Origin of the sequence: Acholeplasma laidlawii, assembly GCF_015709225.1 — a bacterium.
Taxonomy (GTDB): Bacteria; Bacillota_I; Bacilli_A; order Acholeplasmatales; family Acholeplasmataceae; genus Acholeplasma; species Acholeplasma laidlawii_A.
The window spans coordinates 1-16,171 of the sequence record NZ_JADNRS010000020.1 but is presented as its reverse complement, the minus strand read 5'-3'; the positions used below and the strand labels follow the sequence as shown (position 1 = coordinate 16,171).

Genomic DNA, 16,171 nt, shown 5'->3' with positions numbered 1-16,171 from the left:
CTTTATAAGATTTAATTCTAAAGAATGATTTATTCTATATTTTTATGTCGTAACCATGTATAGGTTAAAATAGCTAACGGGATAATCATTCTAGATATAAAACCGATAAAAACATAAGAAATTTCAAGTGGATTTCCAATTAACGGAAGCTTTAAATATAAATAGAGTTGATAGCCAACGATTAAGATGGTTGGAACCACTAATATTGATACTAATATATTTTCATTTCTTCTATAAAAGTTACCTTGGTAGTACATCATTGAAAACTTATATATACCTACATAAAGTAAGATAACAACAATCACATCAAACATTAAGTCCGTATTAAAATTTGATATAAGTACCGGAAAGACTTGAATCATCGAAAATATCATATTTACAATGAGCCAAACCCCTGCAAGTAATAACATACGTTTTGAGTTGTAGTTATGTTCTAAATAAAGTGCACCTAAGAATAAAAGTGTTGATAAACTACTAGAAATAACTAAGAGACTTCCTACAAGTGCTGATGTAAAAAGTACATAAGAAAGTTCTATGATAAAAAGTGTAAACATTATCCATTGTCTTTTAGTAAGTGTCATAAATCCATCTCCTCATAATAACCTAAATATACACCATACATGTCATCTCCAAAATAAGTCGTCACCTGAGAACTTACCTCTCCATATAAAGTAATATTTAAATCCTTATTTTTCGTATAGAGTTCGTGTTGTAAAAGCTTTGCTTTTGCGCCGAATTTTCCACTATATACAAAAATATTTATCTTATCTTTAAAACCTTTAAATCCTAATATTTGTTGATATAAAATATCAATGATATTTTTTTGTTTATACATTACTTGTTTAACTTCATAGTTGTTTGATGATACAACAAGGTAGCCTACTACCCATGGGCTAAGTAAGTTTTGAAACCGGGATCTAGTTTCCTTGTATCTTGGGTTTGATGTTACAACAATTGTCATACCTTTATCTACTTGTACTTTAAGAAGTTCTTTAATTTTTTGGTATGAGTAATTTTTACTGATCCAAATTTTAATACACATCGATAAATAATAGATACCCGGCCCAAATGTATGTGCATCGACAATATCTACTTTAATATCTTTAAGTATATCTTTTGCAAGTAGTGCATTTTCATAACTTCTAGTCATCTTCTTACTAGAAGTTATAATGAGTATATTATATATACCCGAATCATGAAACGCTTTTACTTCATCAATATAATCTTTAGGGTTTGCTAATTTTTGAATACCCTTTTCGGATATATTTAGGTCAGTTTTAATCACTTCGGTCTCAATAAAAGATAAAGACACGTCAGACGCATCTTTAAAAATGTTTTCAATTTTTTGCTTATCTAAAATTGAGTCTAAAATTATCCCTATTTTGCTCATATTACTTAAATATAAAGAAGCCAATCACACCAATAAATGCACCTAATAAGATGCCCACTAAAACTTCTTTTGGTTTGTGACCAAGTTTTTCTTTTAGTTTCTTTTCTTCAATATCGATATTTTCAATCATGTTTAATCTATATTTAATAATATTTAATTCCATAGCGTGTTTACTTGCTTCTAGTCTGATACCCATGGAATCATGAATAACAACTAATGCTATGACAAATGAAATAGCAAAACCAATACTTAATGTACCTTGATTATGATAATCAAACATACCAATCGATACAAATAAAGCTGTAACAAGTGCGCTATGACTTGATGGCATACCACCAGTAGAAATTAAAATACTTTCATTTAATTTTTTATTTATCAAACCATCAATAAAAAACTTACTCACCTGAGCAATTAACATGGCTGATATGGATATAATTAGGACTGCTTCAGGTACTGTAAACATATTATACTGTCACCACTGCAATAATACCAGGAACATTTTCCAGCATCATTGTTTCTATACCTTGTTTTAAGGTAATATCAATTGCAGCACATCCGTCGCATGCGCCACCCATTTTAACGTAGACGATACCATCTTCTATATTGACGAGTTCAATATCGCCGCCGTCTCTTTGAATATATGGTCTTACTCTTTTAATAATTTGACCTACTTGTTCAGTCATTACTTCTATACTCATTCTACAATGCTCCTTTTTTTAACTACACAACTATTATACTTTAGTTTCAACCGGTTTTACTCTTTTAAGAACGAAAAAAGGGCAATTATGGTTACAAGATTCATTAATGTAGTCTGGAATTTTTTTATAACCATTTGTTCCTTTAGGGTCTTGACTAAAACCTCTAAGTCTTAATTTATCACTTGCGATATCTCCAACGATGTATGTATAACGATCAAATGCGACATCTACATAACGTTCTTGGAATTTAACAATATCAAATGCATCTCTGTAATTTTTAAGTAGTTCAAAATTTCCTACTTCTGTTTCAATCATCATTTTTATTTTCTTCCTAACCCTTAAAGTAGGTATCTAATGGCACATCATGAGCTTGTGGTTCAAAAGATACTTCTTCTTGTTCATAAATTATACCAATTTTATATGGATTTTGATAAACTTTGAAAAATTTATCATAATATCCCTTGCCGTAACCTAATCGGTAATTGTTTTTAGTCATACCAAGTGCAGGGACGATGATCACTTCAAGTTTTGAGGTGATATCAAATCCGTAACTTGGTTCTGATACACCAAAGTGTGATTTTTTGAGTTCAATTGTTTTATCTACTTGTAAAAATTGTATTTTATCATTTACTATTTTTGGATAAGCAAATATTTTGTCAGGATATTTTTCTATTAACGGTGTTAAATCCATTTCATTTTGAGTCGGATAAAAAATACCTACAAAATCTGCCTTTAAGAAGTGTTCTTCTTCCATAAGCATATCCATTACTTTTTTACTTGATTGTAATCTTTTTTCTTGACTTATCCCTAGTCGTGCTTCAATGATTTGTTTTCTTAGTACTTTTTTCATATACTTTACTTGATGTCTTTAAAATAACATCCTTGCCCCCTATACTGTGGTAATTGAGCAGTTTTTAATGCCATAGATGCATTTTGGAATAGATCCTGTGCATTGACTGCATCATCATACATCTGTGCTACACCTACAAATACTTCAAGTTCTGCAGTAATTGAACCATATTCAATGGTCATGTTTAAATGATTTTCTTCTGCCTTGATGCCTTTATAAAGTGAAGCCATTTTTCTTTGGTCTGTAATTGTTAAGACAAATTCTAATCCAGATAATCTATAAAGATCTGAACTTTCTGTAACAAAGGTTTGCTTGAGTTTAGAGATATATTGCCCCATTAACATATTTCCTACTTCTCTGCCATACATCTCATTGATTTTAGGTATATTTTTTAGGTTGATAATTGCTAATTGGAAAGGTCTTGTTGTTTTGATTAATGCTTTCAAATCAGGTAGTATGTAGTTTTCATCTTTAATGGTATCAAGTATTTCTATACCGGTTTTTCTGAAGTGCTTAGAATGCATTGGTGTCATAATACCCATGATGACTGCATTTTGTTTATCTTCAAATAAACGTTTACCTTTTTCTTTTACCCACATGGATTGTCCATCCACTAATAATCTATAGCTGACTGAGTAGCTCGCTTTATTAGGTGTAAGGTCATTTGTAACTTGTAGATATTTTTTGATATCATCTGCATCAATTAAAGCTCTGTAGTCATCCACATTTAAGATGTTAGTCGGTAGTTTTAGTTGATCTCTAACAATATCATTGACCCAAATTGTTTTTTCATCTAAATCTATATAGAATAGACCATCTTCTGATAACTCTAGGGTTGCAATAAATTTGTGCCTGATACTTTCAAGTTCATGGTCTACTTTTTTAAGTTCTCTTTCAACAACCATTAATGCTTCATCTGTTTTCTTTTCACCTACGCACATACGGCCTCTATATTTACCAAGTGCAAAGAGTGGCTGCATATTTAAATGAAGTATTACGGTTTCTCCGTTGAAGTTTAAAAAATGTAGTTCTTGATCTTCACTATCGTTTGCTTTTACAGTTTTTTTGTAATCATTATAATATTTTTCAATAGTTCTATTATTAACATCTTCACCATTTAGTTTGGTAAAGCGAATTTTTGTACCAAATACGGAAAATAACTTTTTACCAACCACATCCGCTTTATCTAAATTCAGTTCTCTTAGAAGTGATATGGATATATCTTTAATACGTTCTTTATGGTCGACTACATAATAGACGTTCCACTTTGTATTTTTAACACCCTTAATAAAGAGTTGATATTGACTTGCGTTTGTGATTGCATTTCTAAATGTATTATAAAGAGAAATTAAAAAGATGAAGTAGGTAAAGTATAAGTAGATTACATAACCAAGTAACCAGTCTTCATTGGTAACAATGCGCGTTTCGTAAATAAAGAATAGAACGATGAAAATTGCAATATTAATAAATGAGAAAGTTAATCTGTTTTTTAATACATTCTCTTTTAATATCGATTCAGTTACTACAAATACCACAATGAAAAATGCGATAATAAGGCCAAATATTGGATGTTGTGCATATGCTAACATAACTTATACCTACAATACTGGTTGAACATATATCATGAACATAATAAATAAAGTCACAATAAATGCTACAACGTAAATTAGCCACTCATGGCGGTCAAAGAATTTAACAACTGTTTCTGCAAATCCTCTAGATCCAAGATATCTAATTGGTTCCACTAAGAACTTAAAAAATGTTTTCATTAGAACATCCTCCTACTTCATGAATAATGATAAATACTCATTTAAAGTACTTTCATCTTTCATTTTTGTCATGACACCGTTAATCGCTAAAGAAATAGAGCCAGTTTCCTCTGATACTACAACTGTAAGTGAGTCCGTAATTTCTGATATACCTAATGCTGCACGGTGTCTTGAACCTGTGGTCTTCTCAAAATTGTCATTACTGGATAAAATAAAGTAGGCACCCGCACAGACAATTTTATCTCCACGTACGATCACTGCACCATCATGTAGTGGTGTGTTTGGTGTAAATACATTAATAAGTAGTTCGTGTGATACTTCTGAGTTTAAGGTAATAGCTCTTTGAGCATATTGGTCTAAGTTATTATGTTTTTCAATTGTAATTAAACCACCAATACTTTGTTTAGATAATGAAAGTGCAGCCTTAATGATTTCAGATTTGGTGCGCTCACTACCCATAATGACTGCACCTTGTCTTGTTGTTTCTTTCCATAAGGATTCCAGTGTTAATCTAAAGTCTGGCGCACCCACAACAATAATAAATATTAGTAATAACACTGGTAATTGATCATATGCACCACTTGCCATTTTTAGTCCTAAGAAATCTGCTAAACCAAATAGAAGCCAAATAATGATATAAAGCAGGAACATGGAAAAAACACGTTTATTATATAAAACGAATTTAAGTATTAATAAAACTAATATGTAGATTAAATAGAAGTCTAAGATACTCCACCAATCTAAATTTACAGCCCAATCTGGCATATAATCACCTTCTTATTATTGTCAAGTTCAATTATGATTATATCATAATACCTTACGTTTTCTTATATATACTTTGTATTAATGACTGATTTATGCAAGTTAAAAGATTATCTTCTACTTATCTTGATTCTATATAATGTCACATATTTATCTAGATGACTATGTATTGATAAATGTGCGTGATATAATCAAGGTATCAAAAAGATACTATCTTACTAATGTAAACCATGGAGGTGTCATATGCAAAGTTGTTCAGTAGAACGTGCAGTCAACTTATTTGGAGATAAATGGAAGTTTTTAATTATACGTGATCTTATGGATGGTAAGATGCGTTTTTCAGAACTTAAAAACTCTATTGGTAATATCTCTCAAAAAGTATTAACTCAAAATTTAAGAGCTCTTGAAAGTAATGGATTACTTACAAGAACTGTTTACCCGGTTGTACCACCTAAAGTAGAATATGAATTAACTGAATTAGGTTATAGTTTAAAACTTGTGATAGATGCACTTAGAAAATGGGGAGAAATATATGCAAAAGCTTGATAGAGCTATTTTAGTTGCACTTAATTATCAAGGTAATTATGAGGCTTGCGAGCAATCACTTGATGAATTAGAGGAATTAGCAAAAGCTGTTCAAATAAAGACTGTGGATAAAGTGATTCAATCCAATGATAAAATCGAACCTAAGTTTTTTATTGGTAGTGGAAAAGTTTTAGAAATCAAACAAATGATAGATATCTTAAATGTGGATATGGTTATTTTTGATGATACCTTATCCCCTGCCCAAATCAGAAATTTAGAAGAGGCTTTAGAGGTTCAGATATTTGACCGTGCCTTCTTAATTTTACAGATTTTTGCATTAAGAGCTCAAACCAAACAGGCTATGCTTGAAGTTGCACTTGCCCAAAAGCTTTACATGCTACCACGTTTAGCTGGTATGGGTAAATCTCTATCTAGACAAGGTGGTGGTTCATTTAACGCTAAAGGGCCTGGTGAAACCAAATTGGAAACAGATAGACGTCGATTAAATATGGAAATCACACGTTTAAGAGCATCACTTGAAGCTATAAAAAAAGAGCGTGGTGAATCTAGAAAACGTCGTTCTAAAAATAGTATTCCGGTTGTAGCACTTGTTGGTTATACCAATGCCGGTAAGTCTTCTTTAATGAATCATTTATCTAATCTATATGGTACAAATAAAACTGAAGTGTTTGAAAAGGATATGTTGTTTGCTACACTAGACACGAAATCTAAACGAATTCAAAAAGACAATCAACCACCTTTTATCTTAATTGATACCGTAGGTTTTATATCTAAACTACCACCAGAGTTAATTAAATCTTTTGAATCTACTCTAGCAGATATTGCAACAGCTGATCTTATCTTACATATTGTTGATGGTAAAAACTATAGTCCGCTGCAAATAAACTTTACTAAACAAGTCATTAAAGATCTTGGGTTAGAAGAAACTCCAAGATTACTTGTAGTGACTAAAAGAGACTTATTAGTACATCAACCAAATATATTAGAAGATTATTTATTAATCTCTAATAAAACTGGTGAAGGTATGAATGACTTATATCAAGCAATTAGTGCACATATCTATAAGGACTCAAGGATATTTAAACTACTACTTCCTTTTGATAAGGGTTCTATTTATGAACGTCTAAAATCAGATACAACCATTATTGAAACAAACTACACTGCTGATGGTATGTTTGTTAAAGTTGTCCTTACACCTTATCTTTATAATTTATATAAATCTTATATCATTAATTAAATTTTTAAAAATTTACACATTCTATACAATTGACTTATTGCAAATTTAATTTTCACATGATATACTTTTCCCATGTTTGATAGTTTTGTCGTATAATTGGCTAAATATGGTGGCCAGAGTTTCTACCGCAATACCGTAAATATTGCGACTACGATGAGCAACTTTTCTTTTTTAAGTTGTCATGTAGATAGAAACCCTTTGTACCTTCAGCAAGTTCAAATGGTTTTTTTTGTTTTTGACATCCTTTCAAACAAAAAAGAAAAAGGAGAATCATAAATGAATCAAATTAAAAAGTTCTTCAAGTTTGAAGAACGCGGCGCGACTTTCCGTGCAGAAATTATTGGTGGTATTGTCACATTCTTAGCGATGAGCTATATTTTAGTCGTAAATCCTGGTATTGCATCTGGATTATGGTCTGGCCAAGCAGGTATTCCTTATGGTGGTGTATTCTTTGCAACTGTAGTTGGTGCATTTATCGCAACCATGGTGATGGCTCTACTTGCAAACCTACCAATTGGTTTAGCACCTGGTATGGGTGTGAATGCATTCTTTGTAGGTGTCATTATTGGTCAATACGGCTTCACATGGCAAGAAGCACTTGCATTAAGTTTTATTGGTGGACTTTTATTCTTACTTATTTCATTAACACCATTAAGACGTACCCTTATACAAGCAATCCCACAAGATCTTAAAGCTGCAATTGGTGTAGGTATCGGTTTCTTTATTGCTTTTGTAGGTTTACGTTTATCCGGTGTTTTTGTTTGGAATGGTCAATTAGAATTAGGTGATCTTACAAGCCCTTCTGTCTTACTTGGACTATTTAGTGTTGTTTTAATCTTCATTGTACACTCTGTAAAACACGGTATTTCTAAATTCTCATTTATTATATCTATCGTTGTTACAGCACTGGTTGGTTTACTATTAGGTGAACTTGGTGTTCAAAATATGCCATCCTTTGGTGAATTCAATTATGATGCATTTGCAGATATTCCTAATGTTGCATTTGTTGGTGTATTTGAAGGCTTTAAAACTGTGTTTACACAACCAATATTTACTACACTATTCTTAGTATTTGCTCTATTATTTGTGGATATCTTCGATACAGCTGGTACCTTAGTAGCTGTTGGTAAATCTGCTGGTTTAGAAGATAGTGAAGGTAATATTCCTAATTTAGATAAAGCACTACTTGCTGACTCTATTGGTACACTCGTTTCTTCTACACTAGGTACACCTGAAATTACTTCTTATGTAGAATCTACAACAGGGGTTGAAGCTGGTGCTAAAACAGGACTCTCATCTGTTGTGGTTGCACTATTATTCTTATTATCTTTAGCATTATTTCCAATCTTTAATATCTTTACACATTCATCTGTTACACTAGGTGCACTTGTATTAGTTGGTGTGTTAATGTCTCAACAATTAAAAGAAATTGATTGGTCAAACATGACTTCTGCAATTACAGCATTTGTTGTTATTGCTGGTATGATCTTTACATCAAGTATTGCTGATGGTATCGCATTTGGATTTATCATCTATACTTTAATTAAACTTGTTCGTGGTGAGTATAAAGGTGTTCACCCAATTATTTATGGATCAAGTGTATTGTTTGTTGTATACTTCATCTTAACTGCAAACCTCATTTAATACATAAAATTTTAAGTACTTAAACAAAAGAGTTCACTTAGCTGAAAGTGAACTCTTTTTCTATGTTAATTAGATGTTTGAATCTTCTAACAATATAAACAAAAACCATTTTATGTTGTTTTTTATATACTCATCCACTAAATTTATATCTATATTTATATTGTCTATATTATGCTTTAGGTTGATCTTTTGATTTTGCCTTCTTATCTAATAAGTTCAAACATAGGTTTAGCAGTATCCCACCTAATGCAGCAACGCCAATACCTGGTAAGACAAAGTTTGAGGTAACTGGTATAGAGTCCACACCTAGACCTACAATACCAATAAATGCCATGACTGCTACAACTTTGGAATCAAAGATATCGACCTTTTTTTCAATCATTAATGCAATGCCTTGAACTGCGATTGCTCCAAATAAGTAAAGTGATACACCTTGAACCACAGGATTTGTCAGTATTAGACTTAAGTTACCTAAGTTTAATACCTCTAGTAATAGACCTACTATTATTGCTAGAATACCAGTTATTAAGAACACATAGCTTGAAAAGTTTTTAGTGACTGCGGATGCACTGACATTTTCTCCATAATTGGTTCCAGCAGGTCCACCACTTAATACTGCTACAATATCACCAATACCATCACCAATAAGATTGATGTCAAGCATTTCTCTAATCTTATAATCTTTACCGTCTTTATGGTTAGATAAGTTATTCACATATAAATCTATTTGATTTACGTGCGCTGCAGATTCAGGAATAGTTGCAAATGCAATCGGGAAGATTGCAATAAGCGCTACACCAATGAGTTCTGGTAATTTAAACGCTGCAGGAATTGTAACCCATGGCATGACATCTAACATGGATACTGTTTGAGTATTCATGATTCCGTCAAAATATACTGATAAGTTATTAAATGACCAGCTACTACCTAAACTTGGTACCCAAACCATGTAAGAAACTACAACACCTACAATAACACCAATTAAGATTGGAATTTGTGAAACAAATCCTTTCTTTAATATAACAGTCATGATAGCAATTGCTAAGAATGTTACCATAGATACTAATACACTTAACCAATCCACACCATTTGGTCCTGTATTTAATATACCATTCATAACATTTTCTGATAAGACAAGGCCGATGATCATAGCAATCATACCTGTGATATGACCAGGTAAAACCTTATCAATCTTGTCTTTGCCAAAATACCTAATTAAAAGGCCCGCTCCAATTGACATTAATCCGCTCAAGACGGAAGCAATTAAAACAGACCCTAAAACTGTAGATGATGAAGCTAGATTGTCAACACCATATGTTACGACAATAGCAACAGCTCCAATATATGAAAATGATGAACCATAATATAATGGGATTTTAAAATTCGTTACCAATAAGAAGGTAATTGTAGCAATCCCGCTTGCTAATATTGCTGCTGGTATGGAATAGAGTTCTAATCCAAAACCATTCATTATGATTGCCGCTAATACGGTTGCTGGTAGCATGACCAGAAACTGTTGTAGGGCAAATACTATTGATTTACCTAATGTTGGTTTATCATCAGGTAAGTATCCAACGATGTCTCTTTCTTTCATATGTATCTTCTCCTTTTTTAAAATGTAATTTTTCCTAAAAAAAAGACACTTTATCAAGTGCCTAATTAGAAGGTGTGTTCTGTTTCGACCTTAAAGTGCTCTCTTTAGGACTTACATTTCATCCAAGTATATCAAAGCTTAAAACCAAATGCAAGTACTTTAATCAAAAGAAATATATGAATTTTAAAATAGAGGATATTTTTATGACTCAGTTATTTCAATGACGTTACCGTGTGTGCTCATCACATCATCAAAATACATTTCTAAGTTTTCCATATACTCTGCTCTATTGGTTGTACGTGCTAATTTTGCACGTACTTGGCTTGCTTTGGGTAATCCTTTTAAATACCAAGGACCATGTGAACGCATTTCTAAACATGCGGTATGTTCACCTTTTAGTTTTGCTAGATCATCAAAATGTCTAATCATTAAAGTTTTAACTTCTTCATATGTACGCACAGGCGCTTCTTCACCATTTAAATATGCATTAATTTCTCTAAATATCCATGGGTTACCAAGCGATGCTCTACCAATCATTACGGCATCACAACCTGTATACTCTAACATATGCTTAGCACTTTTACCATCAACAATATTTCCATTACCAATAACTGGAATAGATACTGCTTCTTTAACCGCTTTAATAACATCTAAATCAGGTTCACCTGAATAACCTTGTGCGCGTGTACGTGCATGTACAGTTATTAATGATGCGCCTGCTTTTTCGATCATTTTAGCAACCTCAACAGCATTAACAGATTCACTATCCCAACCACTTCTAATTTTTACAGTTACTGGTTTAGATACTTTTTCTTTAATAGCTTTTACAATATCATATATTTTTTGAGGATCTTTCATTAAAGAAGCACCTGCTTGAGCACCAATTGCCACCTTTGGTACAGGACAACCCATATTAATATCAATAAAATCACAATTTGAATGTTTATCAATAAACATTGCCGCTTCAACCATTGTTTCTAAATCACTACCAAAGATTTGTTGAGCGGCCGGTTTTTCTTCAACGGTCATATAAAGCATTTGAAGTGTTTTAGGGTTTTGAAAAAAGATAGCCTTATCGGATACCATCTCTGCAAAAACAACACCTGCACCTAATTGACGCGCCATTAATCTAAATGGATGGTTGGATACTCCGGCCATAGGCGCTAAGATTAATTTATTTTCTACAACATAATTTCCCAATTTGAAACTCATATTTATCACCGAGTGTTATTTTAACATACATTATAGGTTATAATAGGATTTGAGGTTTATTATATGAAAGATTACACATTAATTGCATTAGCTTACAATCAAGAAATAAGAATTTATACATCTGTTTCAACAAATTTAGTTGAAAAATCTAGAAAGTTACATAAAACACTTCCAACCGCATCTGCTGCAATGGGCAGATTTTTAACGGCATCTGCGATGATGTCTTTAATGCATAAAGACGGTGAAAGACTTACCCTAAAAATAGATGGTGATGGTCCAATCGGACAAATGACTGTTGAGGCGAAAAATGGGGTTGTTCGTTCTACAATCCAAAATCCAAATGTCTACCTAGTCTACGGTGAAGGACCTAAGATGGGTAAACTTAATGTTGGTGCTGCAGTTGGTGCAGGCACATTAAGTGTTACCAAAGACTGGAAAGAAAATTATTTCACCTCAAGTTCTCCTCTTCAAACAGGAGAAATTGGTGATGATTTCACTTACTACTATGCAACCAGTGAACAAACACCATCCGCCGTTGGTTTAGGTGTTTTGGTATCTCGTGGTAAAAGGGTGATTCAAGCTGGTGGTTTTATTATTCAAGTACTTCCACACGCTAGTGAAAAAACACTCAACCAACTAGAATCAATCATTTCAAAAATCAATTCAGTTACCGATTTATTAAAAAGTAACCACACACCGGAAGATATGATTAATATATTATCCGATAACACTGGTGAAATTTTAGAAAAACATGAAATCAAATACCACTGTGGTTGTAGCCGTAAAAAATACTTCGATGCACTTTCAAGATTAAACAAACAAGCACTTGAAGATATCTTACACGAAGATGGACAAGCTGAAGTGGTTTGTCAGTACTGTAATAAAAAGTACATTTATACGAGTGAAGATTTAACTAAGATGATTGCTTCAAAATAGCATTAAAAAGGGATGAAAAATTTCATCCCTTTTTTGTTAGTTTGTATAAATATTTATATTACCTGCACTTGTTTTAACATCGACTAAACTGTCTGTTCCACTTTGACATGTATTAGATACCTTAGAACCATTAATTCGCGCGTCCCCTGCACTTGTTGAGAGTTTAAATTGATAATTACTAATATCACTATTTAGCCTTAATAGGACATTTCCAGCAGAAGATTTTAATGTGTAACTTAAAGCATTCGTCTGTTCTACTGTTACATTCCCAGCACTCACAGTAGCTGTTAAAGTATCAGTTATCGAATTGATTTATAGGTTTTAGTTAATTTCATTTTAAATTAGGTACAATATTAAAGTCCTTTAGTTTTTTTAAAACTAATTTTAATGGTAAGCCCATGATCGTATGAAAATCACCATCATAGTGTTTAATCAATTTAGCACCAATACCTTGAATAGCGTAAGCACCCGCTTTATCCATTGGTTCTTTGGTTTGAATGTAACTTTCAATATCTAAAGTACTTAGTTTATTAAATGTTACACTTGCAGATTCTACAAATACTTCTTTTTTATCTTTACTTACGATACAAACACCTGTGTAAACATGATGTGTTTTATCGTTAAGTAATTGAAGCATTTTCTGTGCATCTTCTATATCTTTGGGTTTACCTAAAATTTCTCCATCAACTTCTACAACTGTATCTGCCGTTAAAATAACATCAAGAGGATATTTATCAAGTAGTGCATTTGCTTTATTTTCTGCAATAGTTTCTACATATTTAAGTGTATCACCTTCAAATGCTACTTGGCTTTCATCATAGTCACTTGGCACCAATAAAAAGTCAATACTTGCACTTTCAAGTAGTTCTTTTCTTCTGGCCGACCCGGAACCTAATATTAACATAATAATCTCTCCCTATACATGATATAATATTTAGTATATAAATTATAAAAATGTGGTGAAAAAATGGCTTTAAAATTGAAACTTGATTCAACAAAATTATATGTTCTTGCAGTATCTGGAGGTGTTGACTCCATGGTATTGTTTGATTTATTTATTAAACATAACCTAAATTTTGTTGTTGTTCATTTTAATCACCAAAAGCGCGCTGAATCTATTTTAGATCACGAACTGGTTGAATCCATGTGTACACTTCATCATATTCCTTACCATTATATCAAATTACAAATTAAAAATGGCAATTTTCAGGAAGTGTCACGAAATGCTAGATATAGAAATCTAGAGTTTATTGCAGAACAGTATCATACACCATATATCGTTACAGCACATCATTTAGATGATTTAGCTGAAACTATTATGATGAAACTTATTAGAGGTTCCAATCTCCTAGGCTATGCTGCAATGCAAGAAGTTACCTGTATTGATAAATTCATCTATTTAAAACCTTTATTAAACTATAGTAAAGAAGAAATTAATCTTTATCAACAAACACATCAAATTAAATTCTATGAAGATCATACAAACTTAGAAGATACTTACTCAAGAAATCGAGTAAGACATCATCTCATCCCTTTATTAAAGGAAGAAAACGATGTTTTAACACATTTAAAAAACTTTTCTAAACAAAGTTATTTAGCAGCATCTTATATTAGGAAGGAGTCTAATAACTTCTTAAGTGAAGATTTATCTTTTCATTTATCCCAGTTTAATGCACTACATGATGCTGTCAAAATGGACGTTATTTCTTTAATCTTTGAGTCTTTAAATATTGACAAAACATTTAAGAAAATCGAAACTATTTTAGCACAATTAAGGTCTAAAAAACCCAATATTAATATCACACTAAATAAGCACTATCATATGATAAAAGCCTATGATTTTGTCTACATAGAGCATATTGATAAAAATAAGACCCGAAATGATGAGAATTGTCTCATGATTTCCCACAATAAAGTAGACCTCCCGAAGATTTGGGTAGAATTATGTTATAATAAACTGGATTTTCCTATTCAATTAAGGAAGCGTAAACCGGGGGATCGTTTATCCTTTACCTACGGTAGTAAGAAATTAAAGGACTATTTAATTGATAAGAAGATTGCAATAAGTGATAGAAATAATCTAAATGTCGTTGTGGATAGTTCCGGTACCATTTTATGGATACCTGGACTTTATTTAAATGAGACCCTAGGGTCTGAACATAAAATTTACTTATCTATAAAGGAGTAACTAAATATGCATCAAGATATTCTAGAAGTACTTGTAAGTGAATCACAGATTAAAGAGATTACAGAAAAGTTAGGCAAACAACTCACCCATGATTATGCTGGTAAGAATGCATTATTTGTAGGACTATTAAATGGTTGTGTACCATTTATGTCTGAGCTTATCTTAAAAATTGATACGCACATTGAAATTCAGTTTATGGCAGTATCTAGTTATCACGGTGGGATCCGGTCCTCTGGGGACGTTAAAATCAAATACGATCTAAACAGTTCTGTACAAGATAGAGACGTTGTCATCGTTGAAGATATTGTTGATACAGGTGCAACTTTAAAAACTGTTACTGAATTATTAAAATACCGTGGTGCAAAATCAGTAAAGGTTGTTACTTTATTAGATAAACCATCTGGTAGAAAAGTTGATTTTATACCAGATTACATTGGAGTTACGATCCCTAAAAAATTTGTTGTTGGATATGGACTAGACTACAATGAGTATTATAGAAATTTACCATACATCGGGGTACTAAAACCCGAAGTATATACAAAATAGGAAGGAAACAATATGAATAGACAACAAAAACCTAAAAGAAGCCCGCTTCGTCCGGACTATCTTGTAATTGTAATTATTATACTTTTAGCAATTGGTATGTACTTCTTCTTTACAGAGATGATGGCACCAAAAGTTAAACAGTTTGACGAATTTGAATTTATTACAGCAATCGAATCAGGACAGATTGCAACAGTAAGAAGTGAATATGTCGGTGGAGATAACTTTAACCTATGGGAAGTTACCGGTACATTTACAACAGGGAACGCTCCAGAGGGTGTTGGAAGTTATGTCATAATTCTTTATGGTGATAGATTAAATAATATTCAAGATATCATCATTACTTATAATGAACTAAACCCAAGTGCGCCAATCACAGTATCCTTTGTACCACACGTAAGTGTTGATTTCTGGAATATTCTTTCAACCATTCTATTAATTGCAGCACCTATTGTTTTAGTCGTTATTATGTTCAGATCGATGAGTTCTCAATCTAATAAGGCTCAAGATTTTACAAAAAACCGTGCTAAATTATCTCAAGGTAGAAAAGTTAAGTTTTCTGACATTGCTGGTGCTGATGAAGAAAAAGCTGAAATGGCTGAGTTAATTGACTTCTTAAAGAATCCTAAGAAATATACTGATATGGGTGCTCGTGTACCGAAGGGTGTCTTATTAGTAGGTCAACCTGGTACAGGTAAAACCTTATTAGCTAAAGCAGTTGCTGGTGAAGCACAAGTACCATTCTTCTCAATTTCTGGTTCTGATTTCGTTGAACTATATGTTGGGGTTGGTGCAAGCCGTG

20 protein-coding genes and 1 riboswitch are annotated in these 16,171 nt (G+C 32.2%); of the genes, 7 read left to right on the top strand and 13 right to left on the bottom strand.

The features are described 5' to 3' along the window. Positions 1-29: 29 nt before the first annotated feature. Genes IY230_RS01740 through cdaA form a run of 9 tightly spaced genes read right to left on the bottom strand, consistent with a single transcriptional unit; the run spans position 30 to position 5,472 of the window. Complete coding sequence (locus tag IY230_RS01740) at positions 30-581, bottom strand: hypothetical protein (RefSeq protein ID WP_196369621.1); 552 nt, start codon at positions 579-581, stop codon at positions 30-32. Further along, a complete protein-coding gene (locus tag IY230_RS01735; protein ID WP_230852572.1) occupies positions 578-1,414 on the bottom strand; it encodes a DegV family protein in 837 nt (278 codons plus the stop codon). The genes IY230_RS01740 and IY230_RS01735 overlap by 4 nt, the downstream gene beginning before the upstream one ends. Beyond that, positions 1,392-1,853, bottom strand: coding sequence for a divergent PAP2 family protein (locus IY230_RS01730; RefSeq protein WP_196369619.1), 462 nt, complete (start codon positions 1,851-1,853; stop codon positions 1,392-1,394). The genes IY230_RS01735 and IY230_RS01730 overlap by 23 nt, the downstream gene beginning before the upstream one ends. A 1-nt stretch (position 1,854) precedes the next feature. Further along, positions 1,855-2,088, bottom strand: a complete 234-nt coding sequence (locus IY230_RS01725) for a NifU family protein (RefSeq protein WP_012243286.1) — start codon at positions 2,086-2,088, stop codon at positions 1,855-1,857. Positions 2,089-2,121: 33 nt separating this feature from the next. Next, a complete protein-coding gene (locus tag IY230_RS01720; protein ID WP_012243287.1) occupies positions 2,122-2,406 on the bottom strand; it encodes a YutD family protein in 285 nt (94 codons plus the stop codon). A 13-nt stretch (positions 2,407-2,419) separates the two neighbouring features. After that, positions 2,420-2,938, bottom strand: a complete 519-nt coding sequence (locus IY230_RS01715; RefSeq protein WP_196369618.1) for a 5-formyltetrahydrofolate cyclo-ligase — start codon at positions 2,936-2,938, stop codon at positions 2,420-2,422. Between the two features lie 5 nt (positions 2,939-2,943). Next, entirely contained in the window at positions 2,944-4,527 is a 1,584-nt protein-coding gene (locus IY230_RS01710; protein WP_196369617.1) for a diguanylate cyclase domain-containing protein, read from the bottom strand. Between the two features lie 9 nt (positions 4,528-4,536). Further along, positions 4,537-4,707, bottom strand: coding sequence for a hypothetical protein (locus tag IY230_RS01705; RefSeq protein ID WP_168711718.1), 171 nt, complete (start codon positions 4,705-4,707; stop codon positions 4,537-4,539). Positions 4,708-4,719: 12 nt separating this feature from the next. Beyond that, a complete protein-coding gene (cdaA, locus tag IY230_RS01700; protein ID WP_196369616.1) occupies positions 4,720-5,472 on the bottom strand; it encodes a diadenylate cyclase CdaA in 753 nt (250 codons plus the stop codon). Positions 5,473-5,712: 240 nt separating this feature from the next. On the opposite strand from cdaA, the gene IY230_RS01695 reads away from it, so the two are divergent. From IY230_RS01695 to IY230_RS01685, 3 genes are all read left to right on the top strand, one after another. Next, on the top strand, positions 5,713-6,015 hold the full coding sequence (locus tag IY230_RS01695; RefSeq protein ID WP_069580715.1) for a winged helix-turn-helix transcriptional regulator: 303 nt from the start codon (positions 5,713-5,715) through the stop codon (positions 6,013-6,015). Beyond that, complete coding sequence (gene hflX, locus IY230_RS01690) at positions 6,002-7,252, top strand: GTPase HflX (protein WP_196369615.1); 1,251 nt, start codon at positions 6,002-6,004, stop codon at positions 7,250-7,252. The genes IY230_RS01695 and hflX overlap by 14 nt, the downstream gene beginning before the upstream one ends. Positions 7,253-7,320: 68 nt before the next feature. Further along, a riboswitch (purine riboswitch) is annotated at positions 7,321-7,423 on the top strand. 105 nt (positions 7,424-7,528) lie between these two features. After that, a complete protein-coding gene (locus IY230_RS01685; RefSeq protein WP_196369614.1) occupies positions 7,529-8,896 on the top strand; it encodes an NCS2 family permease in 1,368 nt (455 codons plus the stop codon). 169 nt (positions 8,897-9,065) lie between these two features. On the opposite strand, the gene IY230_RS01680 is transcribed toward IY230_RS01685, so the two are convergent. Both IY230_RS01680 and dusB read right to left on the bottom strand, forming a co-directional pair. After that, on the bottom strand, positions 9,066-10,490 hold the full coding sequence (locus tag IY230_RS01680; RefSeq protein WP_196369613.1) for a uracil-xanthine permease family protein: 1,425 nt from the start codon (positions 10,488-10,490) through the stop codon (positions 9,066-9,068). Positions 10,491-10,691: 201 nt separating this feature from the next. Further along, positions 10,692-11,702 (bottom strand): tRNA dihydrouridine synthase DusB, encoded by a 1,011-nt coding sequence (gene dusB, locus IY230_RS01675; RefSeq protein ID WP_196369612.1) that lies wholly within the window; start codon positions 11,700-11,702, stop codon positions 10,692-10,694. 63 nt (positions 11,703-11,765) lie between these two features. Between dusB and hslO the strand changes: the two genes are divergently transcribed. Further along, positions 11,766-12,638 carry an Hsp33 family molecular chaperone HslO gene (hslO, locus tag IY230_RS01670; protein ID WP_196369611.1) on the top strand — a complete coding sequence of 291 codons (873 nt, stop codon included), beginning with the start codon at positions 11,766-11,768 and terminating at the stop codon, positions 12,636-12,638. Between the two features lie 36 nt (positions 12,639-12,674). Here hslO and IY230_RS01665 read toward each other — a convergent pair whose 3' ends face one another. Next, entirely contained in the window at positions 12,675-12,941 is a 267-nt protein-coding gene (locus IY230_RS01665; RefSeq protein WP_308705596.1) for a DUF4097 family beta strand repeat-containing protein, read from the bottom strand. 28 nt (positions 12,942-12,969) lie between these two features. Next, positions 12,970-13,542, bottom strand: a complete 573-nt coding sequence (locus IY230_RS01660; protein WP_196369609.1) for a Maf family protein — start codon at positions 13,540-13,542, stop codon at positions 12,970-12,972. Between the two features lie 63 nt (positions 13,543-13,605). On the opposite strand from IY230_RS01660, the gene tilS reads away from it, so the two are divergent. The 3 genes from tilS to IY230_RS01645 form a co-directional block, all read left to right on the top strand. Continuing rightward, positions 13,606-14,826, top strand: coding sequence for a tRNA lysidine(34) synthetase TilS (tilS, locus tag IY230_RS01655; RefSeq protein WP_196369608.1), 1,221 nt, complete (start codon positions 13,606-13,608; stop codon positions 14,824-14,826). A gap of 6 nt (positions 14,827-14,832) precedes the next feature. Further along, a complete protein-coding gene (gene hpt / locus IY230_RS01650; RefSeq protein WP_196369607.1) occupies positions 14,833-15,372 on the top strand; it encodes a hypoxanthine phosphoribosyltransferase in 540 nt (179 codons plus the stop codon). 12 nt (positions 15,373-15,384) lie between these two features. Next, a partial coding sequence (locus tag IY230_RS01645; RefSeq protein ID WP_196369606.1) for an AAA family ATPase occupies positions 15,385-16,171 on the top strand: 787 nt, incomplete at its 3' end.